The 26,611-nt window shown below is 69.9% G+C and carries 26 protein-coding genes and 1 pseudogene; 19 read left to right on the plus strand and 8 right to left on the minus strand.

The genetic code is table 11. The features are described 5' to 3' along the window. Positions 1 to 27: 27 nt before the first annotated feature. Positions 28 to 1,059, plus strand: a complete 1,032-nt coding sequence (locus ABD708_RS17780; RefSeq protein ID WP_344756990.1) for an aldo/keto reductase — start codon at positions 28 to 30, stop codon at positions 1,057 to 1,059. 5 nt (positions 1,060 to 1,064) lie between these two features. After that, positions 1,065 to 1,484, plus strand: a complete 420-nt coding sequence (locus tag ABD708_RS17785) for a TIGR03668 family PPOX class F420-dependent oxidoreductase (RefSeq protein WP_344756992.1) — start codon at positions 1,065 to 1,067, stop codon at positions 1,482 to 1,484. Between the two features lie 63 nt (positions 1,485 to 1,547). Here the strand turns inward: ABD708_RS17785 and ABD708_RS17790 are convergent, their stop codons facing one another. Continuing rightward, entirely contained in the window at positions 1,548 to 2,528 is a 981-nt protein-coding gene (locus ABD708_RS17790; protein ID WP_344756994.1) for a ketopantoate reductase family protein, read from the minus strand. An 87-nt stretch (positions 2,529 to 2,615) separates the two neighbouring features. After that, positions 2,616 to 4,067 carry a DHA2 family efflux MFS transporter permease subunit gene (locus ABD708_RS17795; protein ID WP_344756996.1) on the minus strand — a complete coding sequence of 484 codons (1,452 nt, stop codon included), beginning with the start codon at positions 4,065 to 4,067 and terminating at the stop codon, positions 2,616 to 2,618. A 73-nt stretch (positions 4,068 to 4,140) separates the two neighbouring features. On the opposite strand from ABD708_RS17795, the gene ABD708_RS17800 reads away from it, so the two are divergent. From ABD708_RS17800 to ABD708_RS17820, 5 genes are read left to right on the plus strand one after another with little or no spacing between them, the layout of a single operon-like run. Then, positions 4,141 to 4,749 (plus strand): TetR/AcrR family transcriptional regulator, encoded by a 609-nt coding sequence (locus tag ABD708_RS17800; RefSeq protein WP_344756997.1) that lies wholly within the window; start codon positions 4,141 to 4,143, stop codon positions 4,747 to 4,749. Further along, positions 4,746 to 5,729, plus strand: a complete 984-nt coding sequence (truB, locus tag ABD708_RS17805; protein ID WP_344756998.1) for a tRNA pseudouridine(55) synthase TruB — start codon at positions 4,746 to 4,748, stop codon at positions 5,727 to 5,729. Before ABD708_RS17800 ends, truB begins: the two co-directional genes overlap by 4 nt. After that, positions 5,730 to 6,098 (plus strand): hypothetical protein, encoded by a 369-nt coding sequence (locus ABD708_RS17810; RefSeq protein ID WP_344757000.1) that lies wholly within the window; start codon positions 5,730 to 5,732, stop codon positions 6,096 to 6,098. Positions 6,099 to 6,123: 25 nt separating this feature from the next. Beyond that, positions 6,124 to 6,621, plus strand: a complete 498-nt coding sequence (locus ABD708_RS17815) for a hypothetical protein (protein WP_344757002.1) — start codon at positions 6,124 to 6,126, stop codon at positions 6,619 to 6,621. After that, the gene (locus ABD708_RS17820) at positions 6,618 to 7,550 is read left to right on the plus strand and encodes a bifunctional riboflavin kinase/FAD synthetase (protein WP_344757004.1); all 933 of its coding nucleotides are present in this window, start codon (positions 6,618 to 6,620) and stop codon (positions 7,548 to 7,550) included. Before ABD708_RS17815 ends, ABD708_RS17820 begins: the two co-directional genes overlap by 4 nt. Before the next feature lie 91 nt (positions 7,551 to 7,641). Here ABD708_RS17820 and ABD708_RS17825 read toward each other — a convergent pair whose 3' ends face one another. Both ABD708_RS17825 and ABD708_RS17830 read right to left on the minus strand, forming a co-directional pair. Further along, on the minus strand, positions 7,642 to 8,586 hold the full coding sequence (locus ABD708_RS17825) for an ROK family protein (RefSeq protein WP_344757006.1): 945 nt from the start codon (positions 8,584 to 8,586) through the stop codon (positions 7,642 to 7,644). Between the two features lie 50 nt (positions 8,587 to 8,636). Continuing rightward, positions 8,637 to 9,962, minus strand: coding sequence for an MFS transporter (locus ABD708_RS17830; protein ID WP_344757008.1), 1,326 nt, complete (start codon positions 9,960 to 9,962; stop codon positions 8,637 to 8,639). Between the two features lie 99 nt (positions 9,963 to 10,061). Here ABD708_RS17830 and ABD708_RS17835 point away from each other — a divergent pair, with 99 nt between their 5' ends. The 5 genes from ABD708_RS17835 (at position 10,062) to ABD708_RS17855 (ending at position 14,935) form a co-directional block, all read left to right on the plus strand. After that, positions 10,062 to 10,910 (plus strand): LysR family transcriptional regulator, encoded by an 849-nt coding sequence (locus ABD708_RS17835; protein ID WP_344757010.1) that lies wholly within the window; start codon positions 10,062 to 10,064, stop codon positions 10,908 to 10,910. A gap of 69 nt (positions 10,911 to 10,979) precedes the next feature. Next, on the plus strand, positions 10,980 to 11,498 hold the full coding sequence (locus ABD708_RS17840) for a GDSL-type esterase/lipase family protein (RefSeq protein WP_344757012.1): 519 nt from the start codon (positions 10,980 to 10,982) through the stop codon (positions 11,496 to 11,498). Positions 11,499 to 11,635: 137 nt separating this feature from the next. Further along, a complete protein-coding gene (locus tag ABD708_RS17845; protein ID WP_344757186.1) occupies positions 11,636 to 12,094 on the plus strand; it encodes an RbsD/FucU family protein in 459 nt (152 codons plus the stop codon). Positions 12,095 to 12,138: 44 nt separating this feature from the next. Beyond that, positions 12,139 to 12,474, plus strand: a complete 336-nt coding sequence (locus tag ABD708_RS17850; protein WP_344757014.1) for a hypothetical protein — start codon at positions 12,139 to 12,141, stop codon at positions 12,472 to 12,474. Between the two features lie 295 nt (positions 12,475 to 12,769). Next, the gene (locus tag ABD708_RS17855) at positions 12,770 to 14,935 is read left to right on the plus strand and encodes a DEAD/DEAH box helicase (RefSeq protein ID WP_344757016.1); all 2,166 of its coding nucleotides are present in this window, start codon (positions 12,770 to 12,772) and stop codon (positions 14,933 to 14,935) included. Positions 14,936 to 15,035: 100 nt separating this feature from the next. Here ABD708_RS17855 and ABD708_RS17860 read toward each other — a convergent pair whose 3' ends face one another. Continuing rightward, entirely contained in the window at positions 15,036 to 15,269 is a 234-nt protein-coding gene (locus tag ABD708_RS17860) for a hypothetical protein (RefSeq protein ID WP_344757018.1), read from the minus strand. An 80-nt stretch (positions 15,270 to 15,349) separates the two neighbouring features. On the opposite strand from ABD708_RS17860, the gene ABD708_RS17865 reads away from it, so the two are divergent. Together ABD708_RS17865 and ABD708_RS17870 are read left to right on the plus strand one after the other, a co-directional pair. Next, the gene (locus ABD708_RS17865; protein ID WP_344757020.1) at positions 15,350 to 16,003 is read left to right on the plus strand and encodes a CYTH domain-containing protein; all 654 of its coding nucleotides are present in this window, start codon (positions 15,350 to 15,352) and stop codon (positions 16,001 to 16,003) included. A 22-nt stretch (positions 16,004 to 16,025) separates the two neighbouring features. After that, positions 16,026 to 17,051, plus strand: coding sequence for an ATP-dependent 6-phosphofructokinase (locus ABD708_RS17870; protein ID WP_344757022.1), 1,026 nt, complete (start codon positions 16,026 to 16,028; stop codon positions 17,049 to 17,051). A gap of 24 nt (positions 17,052 to 17,075) precedes the next feature. Here the strand turns inward: ABD708_RS17870 and ABD708_RS17875 are convergent, their stop codons facing one another. Beyond that, entirely contained in the window at positions 17,076 to 19,208 is a 2,133-nt protein-coding gene (locus ABD708_RS17875; RefSeq protein WP_344757025.1) for a S9 family peptidase, read from the minus strand. A gap of 24 nt (positions 19,209 to 19,232) precedes the next feature. Between ABD708_RS17875 and ABD708_RS17880 the strand changes: the two genes are divergently transcribed. Beyond that, entirely contained in the window at positions 19,233 to 20,189 is a 957-nt protein-coding gene (locus ABD708_RS17880; RefSeq protein WP_344757027.1) for an NADP-dependent oxidoreductase, read from the plus strand. A 91-nt stretch (positions 20,190 to 20,280) separates the two neighbouring features. Further along, positions 20,281 to 21,136 (plus strand): annotated as a pseudogene (locus tag ABD708_RS17885) (LD-carboxypeptidase). 64 nt (positions 21,137 to 21,200) lie between these two features. Here the strand turns inward: ABD708_RS17885 and ABD708_RS17890 are convergent. Further along, the gene (locus ABD708_RS17890) at positions 21,201 to 21,653 is read right to left on the minus strand and encodes an Hsp20/alpha crystallin family protein (protein ID WP_344757029.1); all 453 of its coding nucleotides are present in this window, start codon (positions 21,651 to 21,653) and stop codon (positions 21,201 to 21,203) included. A gap of 162 nt (positions 21,654 to 21,815) precedes the next feature. Here ABD708_RS17890 and ABD708_RS17895 point away from each other — a divergent pair, with 162 nt between their 5' ends. After that, entirely contained in the window at positions 21,816 to 22,238 is a 423-nt protein-coding gene (locus ABD708_RS17895) for a hypothetical protein (protein WP_344757031.1), read from the plus strand. Continuing rightward, complete coding sequence (locus tag ABD708_RS17900; RefSeq protein WP_344757033.1) at positions 22,219 to 23,214, plus strand: alpha/beta hydrolase; 996 nt, start codon at positions 22,219 to 22,221, stop codon at positions 23,212 to 23,214. The genes ABD708_RS17895 and ABD708_RS17900 overlap by 20 nt, the downstream gene beginning before the upstream one ends. Here ABD708_RS17900 and ABD708_RS17905 read toward each other — a convergent pair. Beyond that, entirely contained in the window at positions 23,183 to 25,186 is a 2,004-nt protein-coding gene (locus ABD708_RS17905; protein ID WP_425553326.1) for an APC family permease, read from the minus strand. The two genes, ABD708_RS17900 and ABD708_RS17905, sit on opposite strands and share 32 nt — an antisense overlap. On the opposite strand from ABD708_RS17905, the gene ABD708_RS17910 reads away from it, so the two are divergent. Further along, positions 25,185 to 26,600 carry a serine hydrolase domain-containing protein gene (locus ABD708_RS17910; protein WP_344757035.1) on the plus strand — a complete coding sequence of 472 codons (1,416 nt, stop codon included), beginning with the start codon at positions 25,185 to 25,187 and terminating at the stop codon, positions 26,598 to 26,600. The genes ABD708_RS17905 and ABD708_RS17910 overlap by 2 nt on opposite strands. Positions 26,601 to 26,611: the final 11 nt, after the last annotated feature.

The raw sequence follows: 26,611 nt of genomic DNA on the forward strand, positions 1-26,611 counted from the left end.
CGGCCTGAGGCTGGGAGAAGGGAAAGCATGAAGTACGTCACTCTCGGGACGAGCGGCACCGTCGTCTCCGCACACACCCTCGGCACGATGACCTTCGGCGCAGAGGCCGACGAAGCGACCTCGCACGCCATCCTCGACGCGTTCGTCGCCGCCGGAGGCAACTTCGTCGACACCGCCGACGTCTACAGCCGCGGCGGCTCCGAGACGATCATCGGCCACTGGCTCTCCGCCCACCCGACCGAGGCGAAGGACATCGTCATCGCGACCAAGGGCCGATTCCCCATGGGCGAGGGCGTCAACGACCTCGGCCTGAGCCGCCGCCACCTCGGGCGCGCCCTCGACGCCTCGCTCGCGCGGCTCGGCGTGGAGCAGATCGACCTGTACCAGATGCACGCGTGGGACGCCTACACGCCGATCGAGGAGACCTTGGGATTTCTCGCAGAGGCAGTCGCAGCCGGGAAGATCGCCTACTACGGCTTCTCGAACTACCTCGGCTGGCAGCTGACCAAGGCCGTGCACGTCGCCCGGGCACACGGCTGGCCGGCTCCCGTCACCCTGCAGCCCCAGTACAACCTGCTGGTGCGCGGCATCGAGCACGAGGTGGTGCCCGCCGCGCTCGATGCGGGCGTCAGCCTGCTGCCGTGGTCACCGCTCGCGGGCGGCTGGCTCAGCGGCAAGTACCGGCGCGACGTCGACCCGACCGGCGCGACCCGCCTCGGCGAGAACCCTAAGCGCGGCATGGAGGCGTGGGATGCCCGCAACGCCGACGACCGCACCTGGGCCGTCATCGACGCCGTGAGGCGCGTGGCCGATGACCGAGGCACGTCGATGTCGCAGGTCGCCCTCGCGTGGCTCGGTGCGCAGCCGGCCGTGACGAGCGTGATCCTCGGCGCCCGCAACCTCGAGCAGCTCGCCGACAATCTCGGGGCGGTCGACCTCGAACTCTCTCCCGCTGAGCTTGCTGCGCTGTCTGAGGCGAGCGCGCCCCGCGTCGAGGACTACCCGTACGGCCCCGGCGGAGTCGCCCAGCGCGGCCGCTCGCTCAGCAACGGCCGCTGACCGCCGTGCGGCTGAGCGAGGCGGACGCGCGCGAGCGTCTTGCCGCCGCCCGGTCCCTGCGGCTCGCCACCGTCGGCGCTGACAGCCGCCCGCACCTCGTACCGATCACCTTTGCCGTCGAGGGTGAGCTGATCTACACGGCCGTCGATTTCAAGCCGAAATCGACGCGCGAGCTGCGGCGCCTGCGCAACATCGAGGGCAACCCCCGGGTCGCGCTGCTCGCCGACGCGTACAGCGACGACTGGGACACGCTGTGGTGGGTGCGTGTCGACGGGAGCGCACAGGTGCTGACGGATGCCGACGCGATGCGGCATCCGATCGACGTCCTCGCCGCCCGCTACGCGCAGTACCGCGCCTGCCGCCCCGACGGCCCCGTGATCGTGATCCGCGCCGAGCGATGGACGGGCTGGACGGGCGCGCACTAGTTCATGCGTCGCCGCTTTCGGGCCCAACATCGACGCGTTGGGCCCGAACGCGGCGACGGAACGTCAGCGCCGCGCCGCGCGCACGCGCTCGGCCAGCTCCTCAGGCGTGAAGAACCTCCCCGTGCGCTCGACCTCGTGCACGGCATCCGTCACCGCCTGATTGACGGGCGCGCGCAACCCGACCTCGGCGGCCTGCGCGACGACGGCGCCGTTCAGATAGTCGATCTCGGTCAGCTGCCCGCGCTTCAGGCTCTGCAGCGTCGACCCCAGGTTCGGCACCGTGCCCATGCGGCGCGCCATGAGCCGCGGCAGCACCTGCCCCGCCCAGAGCGGCGCGGCGGCCACGAAGCGCACGCCCGCATGCGACAGCCCCTGGATCGGGTCGAAGTGCACGCCGTGCGCGAGCCCCGCGCGCGCCGCTTCGCGGATCAGTTCCGTCACGATCGGCCGCAGCCGCCGGTCGGCGACGGTCTGCTGCACCGGCAGTCCGGTCGCCGCGGGCGTGCCGTTGACCATGTTGATGACGAGCTTGGTCCACTGCGCCCCGCGGAAGTTGTCGGTGGCCTGCGCCGGCATCACGGAGCCCAGCAGCTCCGTCGCCTCCCGCGAGCGGTCGACCACCGTCGTGCCGGTCGCGGTGATCGTGACACGCCCGGGCTCGACGTTCTGCGCCGCGTAGAGCGCCAGGGCACCGAACGCGGGGGAGCCGGGCAGCACGCGCCGCACGGTGTCGAGCCCCTCGAGCCCGTTCTGCACGACGACGAGCGGCACGTTCGCGAGGCGGTCGGCGTTCGAGGCGATGGCGGATGCCGCATCCTGGGCCTTCGTGGCGAGGAAGGCCAGCTCGGGGGTGCGGGTGAGCGTCTCGGCGGCCCCGACCCGGGCGGTGTGCTCGCCCCACTTGCCGTCGAGGCGCAGGCCGGTCGCCGCGATGGCGGCGAGGGTCGCGCCCCGCGCCGTCACGTCGACCTCGTGCCCGGCCCGCTCGAGGAGTGCGGCGATGGTGCCACCGATCGCCCCCGCCCCGATGACCCCGATTCGCACGGTCTCACCTTACGGCGACGCCCCGGGGCCCGGCCGCACCCGAAGGGTGCTCTCGGGCCCCTGCGGCCGCGCGGGAGCAACCCGAACTCACCCCTCGGATGACAGGCGTGCCGCCCGCGCCTGGCGCGAGCCGGGCAGCCAGAGCGAGACGATGGCCGCGACGGCCAGCACGGCGGCGCCGACGTAGACGGCCTTCTGTGCGGCGTCCACATAACCCGTCGGCGTCAGCTGCCCGCCCGCTCCGGTGAACACAGCCGTCAGCACCGCGATGCCGAGCGCGGTCCCGATCTCGCGCAGGGTGGAGTTCGCCCCGGACGCCTTGGCGTGGTCGGCCTCTGGCATGTCCATCAGCACGGCGGTCGACGACGGGGCGAAGATCAGCCCCATGCCGAGGCCGGCCAGCAGGAACGGCGGCACCATGTGCGAGTAGGCGAGGTCGGGCGCCATGACCCAGGCGATCCAGCCGATGGCGACGGCTGAGACGGCGAGACCTGCTGCGACCGGCATCCGTGGTCCGAATCGCGGCACGAGCAGGAACCCCGTCAACGGCGAGACGACGAGCGGCAGCATGGTCCAGGGGATCGTCATCTCGCCCGCCTCGAGCGGGTTCTTGCCCTGCACGACCTGCAGGAACTGGATCAGGATGAAGATCGAGCCGAAGATGCCGAAGCTGAAGATCACGCCGACGGCGTTCGCGATCGTGAAGCTCGGGAAGCGGAACAGGCGCAGCGGGAGCATGGGGGCCGCGGCCCGCGTCTCCCACCACACGAAGGCGATGAGCAGCACCCCGCCGCCGATGAGCGAGGCGAGCACCTCGCCGCTGTCCCAGCCCGCGTCGTTGCCCCGCACGATGCCGTAGACGATGCCGAAGACGCCGACCCCCGCGAGCACGAGGCCCAGCAGGTCGCTGCGCAGCCGGGCGCCGAAGCTGTTAGGCAGCGCCCACAGCACAAGCGGCACGGCGATGATGCCGACGGGCACGTTGACCCAGAAGATGCCCTGCCAGGCCCAGCCCTGGGTCACCGCGCCGCCGATGAGCGGCCCCAGCGCGACGCCGAGGCCGGCGACGCCGCCCCACACACCGATCGCCGCCGGCCGCGCTTTCTCGCTCACTGAGCCCGCGAGCATGGTGAGGGACAGAGGCATGAGAGCGGCGGCGCCGACGCCCTGCAGCGCGCGGGCGGCGATGAGCTGCCACGGCTCGGTGCTGAGCGCCGAGAGCGCGGAGGCGACGGTGAACAGCCCGATGCCGATCATGAACACCGAGCGCCGGCCGAAGCGGTCGCCGAGGGCGGCCGCGGTGAGGATGAAGCTCGCGAACGCCAGCGCGTAGGCGTTGATGACCCATTCGAGCTCATCGATGCCGGCCGCGAGGTCGCGGCCGATCACGGGCAGGGCGTTCGTGACGACGAGGTTGTCGAGCGTGCCCATGAACATGGGCAGCGATGCCGCGGCGATGACGAGCCACAGCGGTCGGCGCAGAGGGCGGGGTGCCACGGCGCCAGTCTGCGCGGCATCCGTGAGCGTGGGAACCGACACGGCGTTCTCCGTTCGTGGTAATTGAATGATTACAAACCGAGACAGTAAGTTATCGACTGATAACCTGTCAAGCATGAGTGAGGCGAAGAGCGAGCGGATTCCTGCCGCCGAGCGCCGCGAGCAGATCCTCGACGCTGCCGCGAAGGTGTTCGGCGAACGGGGCTACGCGGGCACGACCACTGACCAGGTCGCCCAGGCCGCGGGCATCAGCCAGCCCTACGTTGTGCGCATGTTCGGCAGCAAGGAGAAGCTGTTCTGCGAGCTGCTGCTGCGTGCGCGGGAGAGTCTCGAGACGCGGTTGCGCACCGCGCTCGCCCGGCCCGAGGTGAAGGCGCTCGACGCCAAGGAACTCAAGAAGTTCCTCGGCCGCGCCTATGTCGACCTCGTCGGCGAGGGCGACATCGTGCTGCCGCTCGCCCAGGGCTTCCTGCTCGGGCACGACCCGGTGATCGGCAGATATGCGCGCGAGGGCTTCCTCGACATCTACCGGCTGCTGCGTGACGAGGCCGGGCTCAGTCCCGAAGAGGTCCGCGACTTCCTCGCGGGCGGCATGCTGCTCAACACGCTGATGACACTGCAGATGACCGGGCTCTACGACTCCGACGACACCGCCCGCGAGCTGCTCGGGTGCGCCTTCGGAGAGAAACTCGACCTGGTTCTCAAGCCGAAGGCTGCGTCGTGACGGCTGCTGCCGTGCCGAGCGGCATCCTGCTCGTCGACAAGCCGCAGGACCTCACGAGCCACGATGTCGTCGCCCGCGTGCGGCGCGCCGCGAACACGCGCAAGGTCGGTCACGCGGGCACCCTCGACCCCATGGCCACCGGCCTGCTGATCGTCGGCGTCGGCACGGCGACCCGCCTGCTGACCCACGTGGTCGGCACCGACAAGGTGTACGAGGCGACGATCCGGCTGGGGGAGTCCACCGTCACCGACGACGCCGAGGGCGAGCTCGTCGAGCGCGCCGAGACCCAGGCGGTCGACGCCATCGGCGATGAGGCGATCGCGGCAGGCATCCGTCGCCTCACCGGGCCCATCGAGCAGGTGCCGAGCACCGTCAGCGCGATCAAGGTGGACGGCAAGCGCGCCTACGCCCGCGCGCGGGCAGGCGAAGACGTCGAGCTCGCGGCACGTTCGGTCACGATCCACGCGTTCGAGTTGAAGGAGACGAGACGGATGCCGGGGCTGATCGACCTCGACGTGCGCGTCGCCTGCTCCTCGGGCACCTATATCCGGGCGCTCGCCCGCGACCTAGGGCGCTCCCTCGGGGTGGGCGGCCATCTCACGGCGCTGCGGCGCACCGCCGTCGGGCCTTTCGACGTCGCGGACGCGACCCCGCTCGACGCGCTCGCCAGCGGCAGTGTGCCGGTCGCCGCAGTTCTGCGCTCCCCGGCCGATGCGGCTGCCAGACTGTTCCCCGTGCTCGAACTCGACCCGCAGCAGGCGATCGACCTCGGGCACGGCAAGAAGATCAAGGTCGACGCTTCGCAAGCGCAGCTTGCTCAGGGTCGATCGCAGTGGCGATCCACTGGATCGCCACGCCAAGCGATCGACCCGGGAATCCGCGCCGCCGTCGATCACGCCGGCCGCCTCGTGGCCTTGGCGTCCGTGTCGGCGACCGGCGTCGTGCGCGTCGAGACCGGCTTCCCGAACGAGGAGTCCTGAGTGGTCGAGTGGTTCACCTTCACGCAGATCTTCATCGCGCTCGCCGCGGGGGTGCTGTGCCTCGTGCTCGGCTTCGCCGGCCGGACTCCGAGTGACCTCAGCATGGGGCCGATCGCGCTCGTCGCGGTGCTGCTGATCGCCCAGCTGGTCATGGCCGCCATCGCACCTGCCGTCGGCAATCACCCGACCGGCAGCCTGCTCGAGTTCTGGATGTACCAGATCGCGATCGTCATCGTGCCGCTGCTCGCGATGGTGTGGGCGCTCGTCGAGCGCGGGCGGTGGAGCGTCGTGGTGCTGGGGGTTTCTGGACTGGCCGTCTCGGTGATGCTCTATCGAATGTGGATCATCTGGACCGTCCAAGGTGCATAGCCGGGCAACCTAGAATCGTTGAGCGATGTCCGAGTCCAGATCCGTCACCGAGAGGCTCTCGGCCGTCATGCCGCGACTGGTCGGCACCGGCACCCTCACGGTGCTCGTCGCGGTCTACGCGGTGCTCGTGATGGCGGCCGTCGGGCGCAGCGCGTTCCAGATCATCGACCACTTCTCGAAGGCGCCGATCGCGATCTCGATCTCGGGCGTCTCGGCGCTCGTCTACGTGCTCGCGATGGTCGCCCTGATCGTGCATCGAGGCGCGTGGTATCGCGTCGCGTGGGTCACCGTCTCGATCGAGTTCGCGGGCGTCGTCGTCGTCGGCGCGATCACCGCCTTCTTTCCGGACGCGCTCGGCCCCGACTCCGGCAACGCCTTCGGCGACACTGCCACCGTCTGGACGGTGTTCGGGCAGGGCTACTGGTTCGTGCCGCTTGTGCTGCCGCTCGCGGGAATGTGGTGGCTGAAGACGCACCCGGTCCGGGCCGGTCGGGCCGAGGCGGCCGGAAAGGCGCACGCGTGAAGGTCTTCCATTCGGAGTCCGAGATCGACGCCGACTTCGGCCCGAGCGCCGTCACGATCGGCAAATTCGACGGCGTGCACTCCGGCCATCGAGCCGTGATCGACCGCCTGGTGCGCGAAGCGAAGGCCGAGGGGCTCGTGTCGGTCGTCGTCACCTTCGACCGGAATCCGCTCGAGGTCGTCGCCCCCGAGCGCTGCCCCGAGGCGCTCGCGAGCCTGGACCAGAAGCTCGACCTGCTCGCCGAGACGGGGGTGGATGCCACGCTCGTGGTCCGCTTCGACGAGGCCTTCGCCCGCGTGCCGGCCGAGCGCTTCGTGACCGAGTACCTCGTCAAGGCGCTGCACGCGCGACGCATCTTTGTGGGCAGCGATTTCCGCTTCGGCAGCGGCAACGCGGGCGACGTCGCCCAGCTGCGTGCGCTCGGGGAGCAGAACGGATTCACCGTCGAGCTGATCGACGATGTCATGGGCACCGCGGGGGAGCGCGTGTCGTCGACCCGCATCCGCGCGCTGCTCGCCGAGGGCGATGTCGCGCAGGCCGAGCGGCTGCTGGGCCGCGCCCCGATGGTGCGCGGGCTCGTGGTGCACGGCGCGAAGCGCGGGCGCGAGCTCGGCTTCCCCACCGCGAACCTGTCGCCGCAGTCCGAGGGGCTCATTCCCGCCGACGGCATCTACGCCGGCTGGCTGGTGGACAACGGCGTGAGGTACCCCGCGGCGATCTCGGTGGGGAACAACCCGACCTTCGAGGGAGTGCCGCAGAAGCAGGTCGAGGCGCACGTGATCGGCGAGACGATCGATCTCTACGACCACGAGGTCGAGGTCGTCTTCACCGCGCGCATCCGCGGCATGACCGCCTTCCAGGGCGTGCCCGCCCTCATCGAGCAGATCGCCGACGACGTCAAGGTCGCCCGTGAGTTGCTCGGCGCCTGAAACCGACTGCTTCGAACGGTCAGCACTGCGCGCGGTGAACGGCGTTCGGGCGCAGCAGTGACCGTCTGGCGCAGTTGGACCGCGACGCGCCTTATGCCGGAATCATGTCCGCGCGGTAGACCAGCGCCGCAGCGCCGATCAGCGGGCCCTCGCCCGAGAGGCCGGAGGGCACGACGCGTACCTGTCGCACGAACTCGAGGTGGTGCTCGGCGACCCGCGCCCGGATGATGTCGAAGAGGTCGGGTGTCGCCTGCGAGAAACCGCCGCCGATGGCGACGACCTCGAGATCGAGCAGCGCGGTCGCGCTCGTGATCGCCTGGCCGATGGCACGCCCCGTGCGCTCGATCGCGCTGCGCGCGACCGGGTCGCCTGCGGCGTACGCCGCGGCGAGTTCCTCGCCGGTCGTGCCCGTGAAGCCGCCCCGGCGCGCGAAGGCCACGGTGTGCGGGCCGCTTGCGATCGCCTCGAGCACGTTCGGATTGCCGAAGGTCTCCTCACCGACGATGCCGGCCACCTCGACGTGGCCGATGTGCCCGGCGTTGCCGGTCTTGCCGACGATGACACGTCCGTGCGAGATGAGGCCGCCGCCGACGCCGGTCGAGACGACCATGCCCATGACGTTCTGCGCGCCCTGCGCTGCCCCCACCCAGTGCTCGGCGAGGACGATCGCCACGCCGTCCATCTCCAGGCGCGTCGGAACGCGGTGCCCGGCATCCGTCACCACACGCTCGACCAGTGCGCGCATCGGGTAGCCGCGCCACGACGGCACGTTCAGCGGCGAGATGGCGCCCGCCGCGCGGTCGATCGGCCCGGCGCAGGCGACCCCGGCCCCCGCCAGTTCCGTGCCCTCCCCGAGAGAGGCGAGGGCGTGCAGCACGACCTGGGTGACGGATGCCTCGAGCGCGGCGACCTCGGCGCTGCGGCCGGTCGCGGCGCGGCTCCTGGAGCCGGGCACGAGGGTTCCGTCGGGCCGCACGAGAGCGGCCTCGACCTTGGTTCCGCCGAAGTCGACGGCGAGGACGAGCGGGTCAGACATGGCTTTCAGCCTATTGGAGACCGGATCTACCCTTCGCGAGCACAGCTCGCTCAGCGTCCGGCGCGTGGCGACCCACTGGGTCGCCACAGCTGTGCGCCGAACGCCGTCCTCACCGACTGGCCGCGGCGCCTGAGCAGCACCGTGCCGGCGACCGCGGCCGTCAGCAGCGGCATGACGCCTGAGATCGTCATGCCGACGTGCGGTCCGAAGTTGTCCACGATCCAGCCCATCAGCGGGCCGCCGATCGACTGGCCGCCGAGCTGGATCAGCACGAAGACGCCCATGACCCGCCCGCGGATCGCGATGTTGGTCGACATCTGCACGAGCGAGTTGGAGGCGATGAAGTACAGCAGCTGCGACATCCCCGCGCCGACGAGCAGCACGCCGAAGATCGCGATCTGCGGTGCAAGGCCGGCCGCGGCCTGCACCACGCCGAGCACCATCGCGCCGACGATCACCGTGCGCAGCGTCACGGTTCCCCGCAGATTCGACAGCAGCGCGCCGCTCAGCGCGCCGAGGGCCACGAGGGCGTTGAAGATCCCGTAGCCGGACGAGCCCACGTGGTAGACGTGATCGGCGAAGGCCGTGAGCAGCACGGGCAGCGTGTAGACGAACAGCGCCACCGAGGTGAGCACGACGAGCGTGAAGAGGATCTCGTCCTTCCGCGCCGCGTACTCGAGCCCTTCGCGCAGCTGGCCCTTCCGGCGCGGCGCCTTCGGCGCGGGCAGCAGCTGCGACGGATCGAGCCGGCTGAGCGCGAACACGGTGCCCAGGCAGGCCAGCGCGTTGACGCCGAACGACCAGCCGCCGCCGATGGCGGAGAGCAGGATGCCGCCGACAGCCGGCCCGATCAGGGCTCCGAGCTGGAACGTCGAGGAGTTCAGGCTGAGCGCGTTGCGAAGCAGCTTCGGGCCGACGACCTCGGAGACGAAGGACTGCCGCGCCGGGTTGTCGATGAGCGTCGCGAAGCCCCCGACGAGCGCGACGCACCAGATCATCCAGACCTGCAGCGTGCCCGTGAAGATGAGCGCGGCCATCGTCGCGGCGAGCAGTGCCATGACGGTCTGGGTGACCTGCAGGATGCGCCGCTTGGGATAGCGGTCGGCGATCACGCCGCCGTAGAGGCCGAAGACGAGCATCGGCGCGAACTGCAGCGCGACGGTGATGCCGACGTCGGCGACGTTGCCCGAGAGCTGCAGGACGATCCAGTCCTGCGCGATGCGCTGCATGCCCTGCGCCGTCGTCGAGACGATCTGGCCGCTCGCGTAGAGCCGATAGTTCGGCACCTTGAGCGAGGCGAACATGTCACGCCAGCGTGGCTTCGCCGTCAGCACCAGCATCGGCTCGGTCGGGGGGTTCGCAGGCGTCGCAGTCACAGCGCGTTTAACGGTAGTCGCAACGATTCGATAAGTCCTTAGAATGAGGGCAATAACTCCCATTGCAAAACGCAATGACCGGTGCGAAGGAGCCCCGCGATGTTCGACCCCGTACTGCTGCGCACCTTCCTCGCCGTCGCCGAGACGGGCAGCTTCACGCGCGCCGGCCAGCGTCTGCAGCTCAGCCAGCCGACCGTGAGCCAGCACGTGCGCCGGCTCGAGACGCAGGCCGGGCGCATCCTGATCGATCGCGACACCCGGCAGGTGCGGCTCACTGACAACGGCGACGCGATGGCGGGGTTCGCGCGCAGCATCCTCGCGGCGCATGCCTCGGCGGAGAGCTACTTCAGCGGCAAGGCGATGCGCGGCCGGCTGCGCTTCGGCGCTGCCGACGACTTCACGATGACGCAGCTGCCGCGCATCCTGCGCGACTTCCGCGCACTGCACCCGCAGCTCAACCTCGAGCTCACGGTCGGGCAGTCCGGCGCCCTGCACCGGCGCCTGAGCTCCGGCCAGCTCGACTTGATCTTCATCAAGCAGACGCCGGGCACCGGCGAGGGCACCCGGGTGAGCACCGATCAGATGGTCTGGATGGCCCTCGACGGCATCCAACTCGGGCCCGACGAGCCCGTGCCGCTCGTCTCGTACCAGGACCCGTCGATGAGCAGGCAGATGGCGATCGACGCACTCGAGAGCGCTGGCCGCACCTGGCGCATCACCTGCAACACGCGCGAAGTGAACGGCGTGCTCTCCGCCGTGCGGGCAGGCCTCGGCGTCGCCGTGTTCCCGCGCACGCTGATCCCGGGCGACCTCGTCAAGGTCAGCAACCGGCTCGGCCTTCCCGAGATCGGCGACGTCGATTTCACGCTGATCGCCAACCCGCATTCGGCCGCAGACCCCGTCGACGCCCTCAGCTCCGCGATCATGGGGCGCACGCTCGTGCATTGAGCTCGCGCAACGGGCTTCGGCGAGCCGGGTAGTTCGCTAGCTTATGTAGTCGACAGGGAGGCCATGAACATGACCGAAGCGACCGTGACGGCATTCGTCGGCGACAGTCTGACGGAGGACGGCGACTGGCAGGCACTGCTGCCTGACCAGCACGTCATCAACTTCGGCGTCGGCGGGAACACGACGCACGATCTGCTCGACCGGATCGACGAGGTGGTCGCCGCCGCACCGTCGACGGTCGTCGTCGAGATCGGAACGAACGACTTCGCCTGGCGCATCCCGCTCGAAGAAGTGGCGAGCGGCATCGAGGAGATCCTTCGCACGCTGCGCGAGAAGCTGCCGGAGGCGAGGATCGTGATGCAGAGCATCCTGCCCCGTCAGCCCGAGTACGCGCACATCGTGCGCAGCGTGAACGAGCATCTCGAGCGCTTCGTGCCCACCGTCCCGTGCAGCTATGTCGACCTCTGGCCCGCCCTCGCCGACGAGAACGGCGGCCTCAAGGCCGAGTTCACGACGGACGGTCTGCACCTCACCGACGCCGGCTACGCCGCGTGGTTCGAGGCGCTGCGCCCCGCTCTCGCCGACTGAACGCGCAGGGCGCGGCACGGGGACCGAACGGATGCTGTCGCCGGGACGCTCCGACCTGGCCCCCGCTTAGGGGAATTCTGCTGAGTGCACCCCTCCGGCTATGGTCGATCTTGGGTTGAGGGAGAGTCATTTTTGTGATGCTGAAAGAGACACCCGTGCTCAAGAACCTCGACCCGATCCTGTCCGGCACGCTGCTTTCCGTTCTCGATGGAATGCGCCCAGGCCAGTGGCTGACGCTGACCGCCGGACCGATCGCCACCCCCGCTAGTGGACCCGACCACAGCATGATCGAACTGAGCGACATCTCGACGGAGGCCGCGGTCGCCGCGATCCTCAGTGTGCTGCCGCTCGACCAGACCGGTGCACCGATCGTGTACCTCGACAATGCCGAAGAGTCGGAAGAGCTGCCCGACGTCGTCTTCGCCGTCTGCGGCATCGCCGCCGACGCCGAGCTGCGCCGCGTCCCGATGTCGCGCCTCGACTCCGAGGACTTCGCCCTGCTCGCGCGCCAGTCCGAGCTCACGGTGCGTTCGAGCTGCAGCGGCGAGCCCGCTGCCTTCCTGCTGCGCAAGGGCGAGCCGGCACCCGTCGGCTGAGGCTGAGGCTGCGAGGGAGGCGCACCCGATAGGCTTCCCTCGCCATGCCACGCCCCACGAATGCGCCCCAGCCCGCCCGACTCGCACTCGCTCCCGGTTTCCTCGGCGCGATCGTGCTGATGGCCGGGCTCGCGCTGATCGGCTCGAAGAGCTACGTCTGGATCGAGTACCCCGCCGCGATCCTCGCGGCGATCACCGGCTGGTTCGCCATCCAGGCGAAGCAGTGGTGGTTCGTCGCGGGCCTCGCCGCGATCGTCGTCATCTGGAACCCGGTGTTCCCGCTGCCCTTTCCTGACATCGCCTTCCAGGGCCTCAGCATCGCCGGTGCGGCGACGATGATCGCTGCCGGCGTGCTGATCAAGGTGACGCCTTCCTCTTGACGCGGCGCCTTGCGCCGCGGCAGCACGGCGGAGCCGTGCGGGTCCGCTCGCGCCTCTTGACGCGGCGCCTTGCGCCGCGGCAGCACGGCAGAGCCGTGCGGGCGCGCTCGCGCCCCTGGGGTAGGATGGTTTCTGCGCCGGAATCCCGTTCCGCCGCGGCCCGAGAGGCTTCCGCTGCTCGTTCGTGCCACGGCCCCGGCATCCGTGCACCGCGTTCACCGCATCGAGTGGTGAAACGCAGAACATCGGCCGTGATCCCCGGAAGCCGGGGCGGGCCCGCAGATCGTGGAGGCACATGTCCCAGACCGGAGAGCGCGTCGCACAGCAGCGACGCTCCGGGCGCCGTCATCAGAACAACGACGGCCTCATCCCCGTCCTCGCGCGCCGCGTGCGCGAGGTCGAAGCCAAGGCACAGGGCGGCAAGAAGCTCGGCCCGACCAACCGCACCAAGTTCCAGGTCATCGCGCTGCTCATGCGCGAGGAGCGCGCTCGGGCCAAATCCGACCCCGAGCTCACCGAGGCCCAGCGCGCCGAGCAGCTGAAGCGGCTCGACGGCATCGCGCAGATCCTGGCGAAGACGGCGGCGCGCGACACCAGCCTGATCCAGCTGCTCGAGACGGATGCCTCGCCGTCGGCCGCCGCGCAGACGATGCGCCGCGACTGGCTGCTCGAGTCGGGCACCGCGCTCAGCCCCGACGACCTCATCATCACGGTCGAGGAGCCGAAGGTCCTCGACAACAAGCCCGTGCTCTCGGCCGAGCTCGCCGAGAAGCAGGTCGTGCCGCAGTCCGTGCGCGCCCGCCAGCTGTCGAACCCGTTCCTGGCACCCGATTTCACCCGCTACGCCGAGCAGGCCGCGCCCGCGCCGCGTCGCCGCCTCGACTCGTGGGAGCTGCTCGGCCCCCTGTTCAAGTCCTTCGAGCAGGGCGCGGGCGGCCAGATCGCCAGCATGGAGCTGCCGCCCGCTCCGAAGATCGACCGCTATGCGCCCCCCGGCATGGAGCTCATGCACCACCAGGCGCAGTTCATCGAGTCGGCCAGGCTCGGGCACCGCACCTTCCTGCTGGCCGACGAGCCGGGCCTCGGCAAGACGGCGCAGTCCCTGCTCGCGGCATCCGTCGCCGGCGCGTACCCGCTGCTCGCGGTCGTGCCCAACGTCGTGAAGATGAACTGGCAGCGCGAGGTCGAGCGGTGGACGCCGCAGCGCCGCGCGACCGTCATCCACGGCGACGGCGCGGGCCTCGACGCCTTCGCCGACATCGTGATCGTCAACTACGAGGTGCTCGACCGGCACCTGTCCTGGATCGCCCAGATGGGCTTCAAGGGCATGGTCGTCGACGAGGCGCACTTCATCAAGAACCTGCACTCGCAGCGCTCGCAGCACGTGCTCGCCCTCGCCGATACGATCCGCAAGACGGCGCCGGGCGGCGAGCCGCTGCTCATCGCCCTCACCGGCACCCCGCTGATCAACGACATCGACGACTTCCGCGCGATCTGGCAGTTCCTCGGCTGGATCGACGGCACCAAGCCGACCCGCGAGCTCATGGACCGCCTCGAGGAGACCGGCCTCACGCCCGCCGACCACGAGTTCTATCCCGTTGCGCGCGAGACGGTCATCGACCTCGGCATCGTGCGTCGCCGCAAGATCGACGTCGCCGCCGACCTGCCGTCGCGGCGCATCGTCGACATGCCCGTCGAACTCGACGACGAGCTGGGCCGCTCGATCAAGGCCGCCGAGCGCGAGCTCGCGGGCCGCCTCGTGGCGCGGTATCAGCGCGCGCTCGCGGCCGGCGTCGGCGAGAACGTCGAAGGCGGCACGGATGCCCGACGCGAGCACCTCATCAGGGTGGTCGCCCACGCCGAGCTCGAGGAGTCCAAGAGCGCCAAGACCGGCGAGAACGTCTTCACGATGGTGCGCCGCATCGGCCAGGCGAAGGCCGGCCTCGCCGCCGACTACGCCGCGCAGCTCGCGCGCTCGACCGGCAAGGTCGTGTTCTTCGCCAAGCACATCGACGTCATGGACCAGGCCGAGGCGCTGTTCGCGGCCCGCGAGCTGAAGGCCGTGTCGATCCGCGGCGACCAGAACGCGATCGAGCGGCAGAAGGCGATCGACGCATTCCAGAACGACCCAGAGGTCTCGGTCGTGGTCTGCTCGCTCACGGCGGCCGGTGTCGGCATCAACCTGCAGGTGTCGTCGAACGTCGTGCTCGCCGAGCTGTCCTGGACTTCGGCCGAGCAGACGCAGGCGATCGACCGCGTGCACCGCATCGGTCAGGAGGAGCCGGTCACCGCATGGCGCATCATCGCCGCGCAGACCATCGACTCGAAGATCGCCGAGCTGATCGACGCCAAGCAGGGACTCGCCCTGCGCGCGCTCGACGGCATCGACGTCGAGCCGGGCTCCGAGGCATCCGTTCAGCTCGACGCGCTCGTCGGCCTGCTGCGCGAGGCGCTGAGCTGATTGCGCGCCGGTCCCCGCCCGGCGCGACCGCAGTCGACTTTTCGAGTCCGTGCGTTCGCGGGCGAGCAAGTCGCCCGCTCGTAGAGCGTCTTGCTAACGACTATTCGTCGAAGTCGTCGAATTCCTCGTCGTCTTCGTCGAGCTCGTCGTCGTAGCCGGTGGGCCGCTCGTCATCGGGGAAGACTTCCTCGTCAGACTCGAAGTCGTCATCGAGGTCGAGGTCGTCCTCGTCGTACGTCTCCGTCTCGGGCTGGTAATCCTCGACGTCCTCGGGGGCCTCGTCCTCGAGATCGACGTCGTCATCGTCGAATTCGTCACGTCGGCTGTCGCTCATGGCATGCAGGCTACGCCGGGCGCGCAGGCAGGCCAATACCCGATTCGGGTTCCGCCGGTCGCAGGGCACAGACTGTTCACATGAGCGCTGGCAAGGTCGAGATCGAGCGGAAATACGACGTCGACGCGGCAGCCCGCGTGCCGTCACTGGTCGGTGCAGGGCGCGTGGCCGCAGCCGATGAGGCGGATGCCTTCGACCTCGACGCGACGTATTACGACACCCCCGACCTGACTCTCGCGAACGCGCGCGTCGCCGTGCGTCGCCGCCTGGGCGGCCACGACGCCGGGTGGCACATCAAGTGGCCGCCGCTGGCCGAAGGCCGCCGCGAGCAGCAGTTCGAGCTCGGCGACGACGAGGGTGTGCCCGATGACGTCCGCGTCGCGCTCGGCGAGCTCATCGGCGACGCCGCGCTGGTGCCGATCGCGCGCGTGCGCAACCATCGCGTCGCGACCGTCCTGCGGGACGCCGCGGGCGAGGCGCTCGTCGAGCTCGCCGACGACCACGTCGTCGCGACCGATCTGCGCGAGGGGCCGGGGTATGGCACCGAGCGCCGCTGGCAGGAGTGGGAGGCCGAGCTGCTGCCGGGTGGCGCCGTGGGCGAGGCATCCGATCGTGCCGCCCTGCTCGATGCGATCGAGGAAAGGCTCGTTGCTGCGGGGGCCCGGTCGCCGTCGTCCGGGTCGAAGCTCGCTCGCGCACTCGGGCTGTCCCGCTCAGGGCCGGTTGATCGATAGTCTCCAAGCAGAAGGAGCTGCAATGCGAATCGGGATTCTGACCTCCGGCGGGGACTGCCCCGGGCTGAACGCCGTCATCAGGGGCGCCGTCCTCAAGGGCGACCGCGTGTACGGGCACGATTTCGTCGGCTTCAAGTGGGGTTGGAAGGGCGTCGTCGAGGGCGACCTGATGGAGCTGCCCCGCCACCGCGTGCGCGGCCTGTCGAAGGAGGGCGGCACGATCCTCGGCTCGAGCCGCACCAACCCGTACGAGGCCGGCGGCGGGCCGGAGAACATCCAGAAGGTGCTCGACAAGAACGGCATCGACGCGATCATCGCCATCGGCGGCGAGGGCACCCTGACGGCGGCCCGCCGTCTCAGCGACGACGGGCTCAAGATCGTCGGCGTGCCGAAGACGATCGACAACGACATCGCCTCGACGGACTACTCCTTCGGCTTCGACACCGCCGTCGGCATCGCGACGGAGGCGATCGACCGCCTGCGCACCACAGCCGAATCCCACCAGCGCTGCATGGTCGTCGAGGTGATGGGTCGGTACGTCGGCTGGATCGCGCTGCACGCGGGCATGGCCGCGGGCGCGCACGCGATCCTGATCCCCGAGGTCAGCGCCACGATCGAGCAGATCTGCGAGTGGGTCGAGTCGGTGCGCGACCGCGGTCGGGCGCCGGTCATCGTCGTGAGCGAGGGGTTCCATCTGCCGACCATGGACGGCGCGCACTCGCACAAGGGCCTCGACCCGTTCGGCCGCCCGCTTCTGGGCGGCATCGCCGACATCATCGCGCCCATGATCGAGGAGCGCACAGGCATCGAGTCGCGCGCGACCGTCATCGGCCACATCCAGCGCGGCGGGGCGCCGAGCGCCTTCGACCGTGTGCTTGCGACGCGTCTCGGCATCGCCTCGGTCGACGCGGTCCAGGCGGGCAAGTGGGGCACCATGGTGGCGCTGCGCGGCACCGACGTCGTCGACGTCAGCATCACCGACGCGACGCGCAACCTCAACGCGGTCCCGCGCCGCCGCTGGGACGAGGCCGCGCTGCTGTTCGGCTGAGCGCGCCGGCCCGTCGCCCGGCGATCAGCCGGCGAGACCGAGGCGGTCGAGGAGCCAGGCGAGTTCCCACGCACGCTCGCGCCACGCGTTGTAGCGCCCCGAGACGCCGCCGTGGCCGGCGACCATCTCGATCTTGAGCAGGGCATCCGCCCCCAGCGCGCGCAGCCGGGCGACCCACTTGGCGGGCTCGACATAGAGCACGCGCGTGTCGTTGAGGCTGGTCACGGCGAGGATCGGCGGGTAGGCGGCATCCGTTCTCAGATTCTCGTACGGCGTGTAGGAGCGCATGTAGGCGTAGACGGATGCGTCGTGCAGGGGGTCGCCCCACTCGTCCCACTCGATCACGGTGAGCGGCAGCGACGGGTCGAGGATCGATGTCAGCGCATCGACGAACGGGACGTCGGCGAGGATGCCGGCGAAGAGCTCGGGCGCGAGGTTCGCGACAGCGCCCATCAGCAGACCGCCCGCGCTGCCGCCCTCGGCGACGAGCCGAGACGGGGCGGTCCAGCCGGTCTCGACGAGGTGCCGCGCACAGGCGACGAAGTCGGTGAAGGTGTTCTTCTTCGCGAGCTTCTTGCCGTCCTCATACCAGGAACGGCCGAGCTCACCGCCGCCGCGCACGTGCGCGATCGCGAACACGACGCCGCGGTCGAGCAGCGACAGCCGCGAGATTCCGAAGGCGGGGTCGATGCTGTGCTCGTACGAACCGTAGCCGTACAGCTCGAGCGGCGCCGGCGACACGAGCACGCCGCTGTCGTCGAGCGCGACGAGGTCGCGGCGATACACGAGCGAGATCGGCACGCGGGTGCCATCGTCGGCGACCGCCCACTCGCGGCGCTGCTCGTAGAGCGCGGGGTCGTAGCCGCCGAGCACGGGCTGCTGCTTCAGCAGCCGCAGCTCACCGGTCGCCGGCACGAGGTCGTAGACCGTCGACGGGGTCACCAGTGAGCCGTAGCCGAGGCGGATCGTCGGTTGATCCCATTCGGGGTTGCCCGAGGCGTGCACCGTGTACAGCGGCTCGCCGAACGGCACCTCGGTGAGCGTTCCGTAGCCGTCGGCGGTGATGGGCAGGATGCCGAGGCGGGTGAGCCCGTCGCGGCGGTACTCGACGACGATGCGCTGGGCGAACGCGTCGACGTCGTCGAGTCGCACGGCCCTGTCGTGCGCGAGCAGCACCCGCGGGGCGGCGGAGGGGTCGGATGCCGGCACGTCGACGAGCTCGAAGTCGAGGGCTCCGTCGTTGTGCAGGATGAGCAGCCGGTCCTCGCCAGCGACGACCGCATGGTCGACCGAGTACTCGACGCCCTCGCGGCGCGGCCACACGACGCGGGGGGCGCCGGTCGGGTCGTCCGCGTCGATCAGCCACGACTCGCTCGTGACGGACGACGATGCACCCACCTCGATGAAGCGGCGGCTGCGGGTGAGGCCCGCGCCGACCCAGTAGCGCTCGTCGGGCTCGTGGAACACCTTCGCGTCGGCGGACGCGGGCGTGCCGACCTCGTGCCGCCATACCGTGTCGGGCCGCCAGGCGTCATCGACGGTCGTGTAGAAGACGAAGCGTCCGTCTGGCGAGAAGAACGCGCCGGCCGAGGTGTTCGGGACCTCGTCGTCGAGGTCGCGCCCGGTCGCGAGATCCCGCACCCGCAGGGTGTAGCGCTCGTCGCCCTCGACGTCGACCGCATAAGCGAGCAGCGTGCCGTCGGCCGACACGTCGAACGAGCCGAGCGAGAAGAACTCGTGCCCCTCGGCTTCGAGATTCGAGTCGAAGAGCACCTGCTCTCCGGCCAGCGCGGGCGTCGCGGCATCCACCTCGGCGGGCTGCGGCGGCTCCCAGTCGTCGACTCCGGCGATCGGCGCGCGGCACTGCACGCCGTACTGCTTCCCCTCGAACGAGCGCGAGTAATACCACCAGCCGCCCTCGCGCACGGGCACGCTCAGATCGGTCTCGAGGGTGCGCGCCTTGATCTCCTCGAAGATCGTCTCGCGCAGGGGAGCGAGGTGCTCGTTCCGCGCCTCGGCATACGCGTTCTCGGCGGTGAGGTGCGCGATCACCTCGGGGTCGTCCTTGGCGCGCAGCCACTCGTAGTCATCGACGACGGTGTCGCCGTGGAAGGTGCGCTCGGTGGGGATTCGCTTCGCAACGGGGGCTTCGCTCACCTGCTCCACGTTAGCGTTGCGGTCATGGCCCGATTCGCCCGCTTCCACCGCTTCGGCCCGACCGCCGAGGTGCTGAGCATCGTCCACGAGGAACCGCCGCACCCGGGCCCGGGCGAGGTCCGTGTGCACGTCTTCGCGAACGGCCTCAACCCCGTGGACTACAAGATCCTGCACGCGCGCGAGCACGCGGAGCGCTACGGCATCACCGAGCCGGCCGCCGACGGCCGCGGCACGGGCGTCGGCTTCGACTTCGCCGGCGACATCGACGAGGTGGGCGAGGGCGTCACCCGCTTCCGCCCGGGCGACGCAGTGCTCGGCGGGCGGCGTCACCATGCGATCGGCGACTTCGTCATCGTGCGGGCGGAGGGCACGGATGCCGAACGCGACGGCGTTCTCATCGAGAAGCCCCACGCGCTCGACTACGACACGGCCGCGGCACTGCCGGTGACCGGCCGCACGGCGATCGCGGCTCTCGACCGCGTCGGCGCGGGGCCCGGCGACACCGTGTTCGTGAGCGCCGCGGCCGGGGGAGTGGGCATCATCGCGGGCCAGCTCGCGGTGCTGCGTGGCGCGACCGTCGTCGGCACGGCGAGCGAGCGCAATCACGAGTTCCTGCGGTCGCTCGGCATCACGCCGGTCGCGTACGGCGACGGGCTGGTCGAGCGGCTGCGGGATGCCGCACCGCAGGGTCTCACCGCCGCGCTCGACAACCACGGGCCGGAGTCCGTCGACGCGGCGCTCGCCCTCGGCGTGCCGCTCGATCGCCTCAACACGATCGCTGCCCGCGGACACCGCGGCGCGCAGGGCGTCGGCAACCCCCAGGCGACGATGGAGCAGTTCGCAGAAATCGTGCGGCTCGTGGCCGACGGGGCGATCGCGGTGCCCATCGAGGCGGTCTATCCGCTCGAGCGGCTGGCCGAGGCCTACGAGCACCTCGAGACGGGCCACGTGCGCGGCAAGATCGTCGCGGTCACGAGGTAGTCCCCGCCGAGAAGTGCCGCGATGTCGTGCTCTTCGAGAACGGACGACATCGCGGCACTTCTCGATGTCAGCGATCCGCTTGGATGGGGTCATGAGCTCTTCCGCCGGATTCGCCGCGCTGCCGAAGCTCGTGCCGGGATACCGCGTGGCGATTCTCTCGCCGGCGTTCGCTGCTCCTGGCATCGGACCGGAAGTGCACGAGCAGGCGATGAGGCGATTGCGAGAACTGACCGGGTTGATCCCGGTCGAGTTCCCGACCACGCGGCAACTCGACGCGAGTCCTCAGGCGAGGGCTGCCGACGTGAACGCAGCGTTCGCCGATCCCGGCATCCGTGCGATCCTCACGACCGTCGGCGGCGATGATCAGATCACGGTGATCCCTCATCTCGACGCGGAGATCGTGCGTGCCAGCCCGAAGCCGTTCTTGGGTTACAGCGACAACACCAACCTTCTGAATTGGCTGTTCGGTCTCGGCATCCCCGGTTACTACGGAGGTTCGACGCAAGTGCACCTCGGTGCCGGTCCGGGAGTGGACGACGTTCACCTGCGCTCGCTTCGGGCTGCCCTCCTGGAGGGTGGCGAGATCGAGCTGACCAGGACGCCGGAGTCGGAGGATTTCGGTCACGACTGGCGCGATCCGCGGGCGCTGGTGGAGTTCGGTGCGCGAGAGGCGACCGAGGAGTGGGTGTGGAGCGGACCGGAGCGGATCGTCGAGGGTCGGACCTGGGGCGGATGCCTGGAGGTGCTCGATCAGCTCGCGCTCGCAGACAGGCTGCCTCCGCTCGGAGAGCTTGAAGGCATCGTTCTCCTGCTCGAGACGAGCGAGCTCGAACCACCTGCCGACTGGGTGAAGAGATGGGCACACGCGGCCGCAGTGGATCGTGCCGTACGGCGGCCGGATCCGAATTGATGGCCGTACGCGCACGGTCGTTGCGGATTACAACTGATCCGCGCGCCTTCGTAGACATGCGAAGGGCCCCGGCGAACCGGGGCCCTTCAGGGTCGCGAGGCTTATGCCTCGGCGTTCTCGGCGTGCGCTTCCTCGACGGCCGGATGCACCGTCTCGGTGCGAGACGACACCGCGATCTTGCGCGGCTTGGCCTTCTCGCTCATCGGGATCGTGATCGAGAGCACGCCGTTCGAGTAGTCGGCGGCGATGCGCTCGGTGTCGATGCCCTGGCCGAGGCTCAGCTGGCGCAGGAACGTGCCGCCCTGGCGCTCGCGGGTCAGCCACTTCACACCGTCACCGGTGGCGAGGGTGCGCTGTGCGCGGATGGTCAGCAGCTGGCCGTCGACGTCGATGTCGACCGAGCCGGGGTCGATGCCGGGCAGGTCGGCGGACAGCACGTAGGTGTCGCCGTCCTTGTAGAGGTCCATCGGCATGAGGCGCGGGCCTACGGGCCGGTCGAGGAACGAGCCCGCGAGGCGATCGAACTCACGGAACGGGTCGAAGTTCATTGCCATATGAATCAGCTCCTTCTCTGTGGTCTTGTAAGTTGAGTCCCTTCGACTCAACCTGCGATCACATTAGCACTCGAACGTCGAGAGTGCCAGATCCATTCCACGTTGCGCGAGCCCATAGGAAGCGCCCAGCCCGGCGGCGAACTCCGGGGTCATAATGAGCGGGTGATCGCGAGTTCGTTAGCCCGGCAACTGCGGGATGCCGGGCTCGATTGGCATCCCGCTCCCGGTGACTTCTTCCAGATCGACGGCCCGGAATTCGCTTCGGACGAGACCTTCACGGTGTCCGACATGACGGTCGAGCCGCACGAGTTCGACACAGGCACGATCCTCGGGTTCAACGGCACGACCGAGTGGGCCCTCGACTCGGTCTCGCTCGAGCAGGCGCTCTGGCTGCCCCGCGAGGACCAGCTGCGCGAGCGCCTCGGCGCCGCCTTCCGATCGCTGGAGGCCCACCCTGCCGGGCGCTGGCGCGTCACCACCTCCGGCACCTCCGCCGACAATTCTCAGCCTTTCGACGCCGACGATCCGGAATCCGCTTATGCCCTCGCCCTCTTGGCGCTCTTCGATGTCGCGGCGCTCCGGTAGCCGCTCGGCGCCGTTCCCCGTCGGCCCCTGGCTGTGGACGGCCATGATGCTGCCGTGGGCGCCGCTGCAGTCGCGCAAGTTCAACGCGGCTCCGGTGCGCACCGTCGACTACCTGCTCGACATCGACTATGTCGGTGACCATCACCCCGGCCACCGCCTCGATGTGCTCACGCCGGGCCGCGCCACCGCCGGTTCCGAGAAGCTGCCCGTGTACGTCTACTTCCACGGGGGCGGCTGGACGAGCGGCGATAAGTCCGCGCTGACCAAGTACTGCGCGGTGCAGGCCGACACCGGCATCGTCGTGGTCAACGTCAACTACCGCCGGGCGGGGCTGCGCGGCGGCGGCTTCGGCATGCGGCATATGCTGCACGACGCCAACGAGGCGCTGCGCTGGGTGGTCGCGCACATCGGCGAGCACGGCGGCGACGCGAGCACCATCGTGCTCGGCGGCGACTCGGCCGGCGCGCAGATCGCCGCGCTGCTCGCGGCCACGACCACGCAGCCGAAGCTCGCCGACCACTTCCGGCTGCGCCCGGCCGTCGCCCGCGAGGAGCTCGGCGGCCTCGTTCTGCACTGCGGCGCCGTCGACTTCTCCGTCCTGTTCGAGCCGGGCTTCATCATGAGCCACGACTTCGTGCGGATGCTCCTGCCCGGCTACCGCAGGCACCGCATGAAGCCGGCGTCGCTGCAACGGGCATCCCGCTGGCTCAGTCCCATCGAATGGGTCGACGAGAGCTTCCCGCCCGTCCTCGTGACCACGAGCGAGCGCGACATCTTCTATCACGCGAACGTCAACTTCGCGAAGAGGGCGGAGGCCGCAGGCGTCCCGGTCGAGTTCGTCAGCTACGGCTGGGACTCGCGTACCGAGCACACCTGGCAGCAGGATGCCGCGCATCCGGAGTCCGCAGAGGTCTACGCCCGCCTGCAGGACTTCATCGGCCAGGTCAGCTCACGTGTACGATCGGCCGGCGCTTAGGGTTCTTCTCCGCCTCGCGCAGCACCTCGCGCGTCACGGGAGCGATCTCGCCGGTGCCGTCGAGCAGGAACCGGGCCATGTTCGAGATCGGGTTGCCCTCGTTCCACTGGAAATACACGTTCGGCACGATGCCGGTCTGATCGCGGATCTCGAGCAGCACTGCGGCGATCGCGTTCGGGACCGAGATGCTCTCGAGCTGCAGCACGCGGTAGCCGTGCTTCTCGATACCGCGCACGACCAGCTGCTCCACGAAGTCCGACGAGTCCTCCTGCGTGCGCGGCTTCGGCAGCACCTCGATGAACAGCAGGCGTGCGCCCTGCGGGATGTGGCTGAAGTAGCGCTCCGACTTGCTCTTGCCGCTGTACTCGTCCTTCGTGTCCGGCCCGGGCTCGTGCGCGACGATGCGGATGACACCGGATTCGTCGTCCGCTTCCTCCTGCAGCCAGGCCTCGGCGACCGGGTCGAAGGTCACCGATGAGGCGCGCAGCTCGAAGGAGCGCTTGGCGCGCGAGACCAGCGAGATGACGAGGATGGCGAGGATGAACAGCGCCGCGATGCGCACGCCGTCCGGCCGCTCGATCACGTTCACAACGGTCGAGTAGAGGAACGCAACGGTGACGAAGCCGAACGCCCAGATGCGCTTGCGCTGTTTGTGCCGGAACGCCGAGACCGTGACCGCGAAGGCGGCGGACACCATGAGCACGAGCACGCCGGTGGCGTAGGCGCCGCCCTGTGCGTCGACGTTCGCTCGGAAGACGATCGTGATCAGGAATGCGATCAGCGCGAACACGACGACGAGCGGCCGCACCGCGCTCGCCCACTGCGGTGCCATGCCGTAGCGCGGCAGGTAGCGGGGCACCAGGTTGAGCAGCCCCGCCATGGCGGAGGCGCCGGCGAACCACAGGATGAGAATCGTCGACAGGTCGTAGAACGAGCCGAACGCCGAGCCGAGGTACTCGTGGGCGAGGTAGGCGAGCGCGCGGCCGTTCGCGGGTCCGCCCGCCTGGAAGTCCTTCTGCGGGATGAGCAGCGTCGTCGTGATGCTCGAGGTAATGAGGAAGGCGCTCATGATCGCCGCCGCGGTGCCGAGCAGGCGCTTCGTGCCCCGGATGCGTCCCATCGGCAGCTTCGGGGTGTCGTGCGGGCCGCCCTTGATCTGCGGCATGACCGCGACGCCGGTCTCGAAGCCCGACATGCCGAGCGCGAGCTTCGGGAAGACGAGCAGCGAGATGCCGATGATCTGGGCCCAGTTGCCGTTCTGCCGGAACATCGCGGACCACCAGTCGTGCACGACGACGGGCTGCGCCCCGATGTGCAGGAACGCGACGACGATGACCACGGCGTTGAGGGCGAGGTAGACCGCGACCAGGACGACGGCGATGCCGATCGCCTCCCTGAATCCGCGCAGGAAGACCACGGCGAGCAGCGCGAGCAGGAAGAGGGTGACGCCGATCTGCCAGCCCGTGCCCGAGAACCAGTGGGGGGTGAGCGGATTCTCGAGCGCGTGCGCCGAGGCATCCGCCGCCGACAGCGTCATGGTGATCATGAAGTCGGTCGCCGCGAAGCCGAGCAGCGCGAGCACGAGCAGCTTGCCCCACCAGTACGGCAGCGTGCGCTCCAGCATCGCGATCGAGCCGGACCCTTTGAAGCTCTCGCGGGCGACCCGGCGATAGACCGGCAGCGCGCAGCACAGGGTGAGGAGCACGAGCACGATGGTCGCGAACGGGGCGATCAGCCCAGCTGCCAGCGCCGCGATCGCCGGCTGGTAGCCGAGGGTCGAGAAGTAGTCGACACCGGTCAGGCACATGACCCGCCACCACGACGCGGGCTTCTCGGACTCCGAGCCGTGCGGACCCACCTGCGTGCCGCGGATGTCGGTCATGCCGGTCAGGAACCAGTCACGCAGGCTGGGACGCGCCGCGGTGTCGTTCGTCACAGGCGAGATAGTACGGGAGCGTACTGTCGACAGCATGGCGATGGAGTACTCGAGTCCGGCATCCCTGGGCATTGACCCCGCTGCGATCACGGCCTTCGCCGACGCGGTCGACACGAAGGGGCTGGGCGTGCACGGGCTCGTCGTCGCCCGGCACGGGCGCGTGGCGGCAGAGAGCTGGTGGCATCCGTACCGCCCCGATGAGCCGCACATGATGTTCTCGGTCAGCAAGGCGTTCACCTCGATGGCGGTCGGGCTCGCGATCTCGGAAGGGCTGCTCGCCCTCGACGAGCCGACGCATGAGATCTTCCCCGAGTTCCGCGAGATCCCCGGCCAGACGGTGCGGCACCTGCTCACCATGACCACGGGCCACGGCGACGACCTGTGGGGTGTGCTGCGGGCGCTGCCCGAACGCGACGGCGTCGAGCTGTTCTTCGAGTCGCCGGCCGAGTACCCGCCCGGCACCCACTTCGTCTACAGCACCGCGAGCACCTACGTGCTGGCTGCGGCCGTCGTGCGGCGGGCGGGCGTGAGCCTGACCGAGTACCTCGACGAGCGGCTGTTCGGGCCGCTCGGCTGGGCGACGCCGCAGTGGGAGCGCGACGCACGCGGCCTCGAGCACGGGGGCACCGGCCTCAAGCTGACGACGCGGCAGCTCGCGCAGTTCGGCCAGCTGCTGCTGCAGCGCGGGCAGTGGGACGGCAGGCAGCTGGTACCGGCCGAATGGGTCGACCAGGCGAGCGCGCACCAGGTGCGCAACCCGTGGTTCGGCAGCCACGAGTCCGAGGTGGGCTACGGATTCCAGCTGTGGCGGTCCAGTCACGGATTCCGCGCCGACGGCATGTGCGGCCAGTTCGCCGTCGTCATCCCCGAGCTCGATCTGGTCATCGCCACGACCTCCGGCTCGCCTGACGCGAACCGCATCCTCGAGGCGATCTGGCGCGAGCTGCTGCCGGGCGTCACGCCCGGCCACGAGCCCGCGGGCGACCCCGACGGCGCGGCCTTCGCGCTGGACGGGCGGCACGTGCCCGATCCCCGCCTGGAGGCGACGGATGCCGCGGCAGAGGCGGCCTTCGCCGGGCAGATCTTCTCGCTGCCCGGCAACCCGACGGGCATCGAGCGGCTCTCGATCTCGTTCGCAGCCGACACCGTCGCCCTCGAGACCTCAGGGGCGGCGATCGGCACGAGGCGGCTCGTGGCGGGGCGCGCGGAGTGGGTCGATGGCCGCCTTCCCGGAACGCCGCTCGAGTCGCTGCGCGAGGTGCCCGTCGCGGCACGTGCGGGCTGGCTGAACGGGGCGCTCGAGGTGCACCAGCAGCTCGTCGGCACGCCCTTCCGGTGGATCTGGCGGCTCATCCCCGACGGACCCGAGGGGCCGCGGCTCGTCAGCCGGTTCCACCCCGATCTCGGTCTTGCGTCGAAGCTCGACCTCCTATTGACGCCAGGTCAGTAAGGCTAGGCTGA

The organism is Gryllotalpicola koreensis (assembly GCF_039538185.1).
Lineage (GTDB): Bacteria > Actinomycetota > Actinomycetes > Actinomycetales > Microbacteriaceae > Gryllotalpicola > Gryllotalpicola koreensis.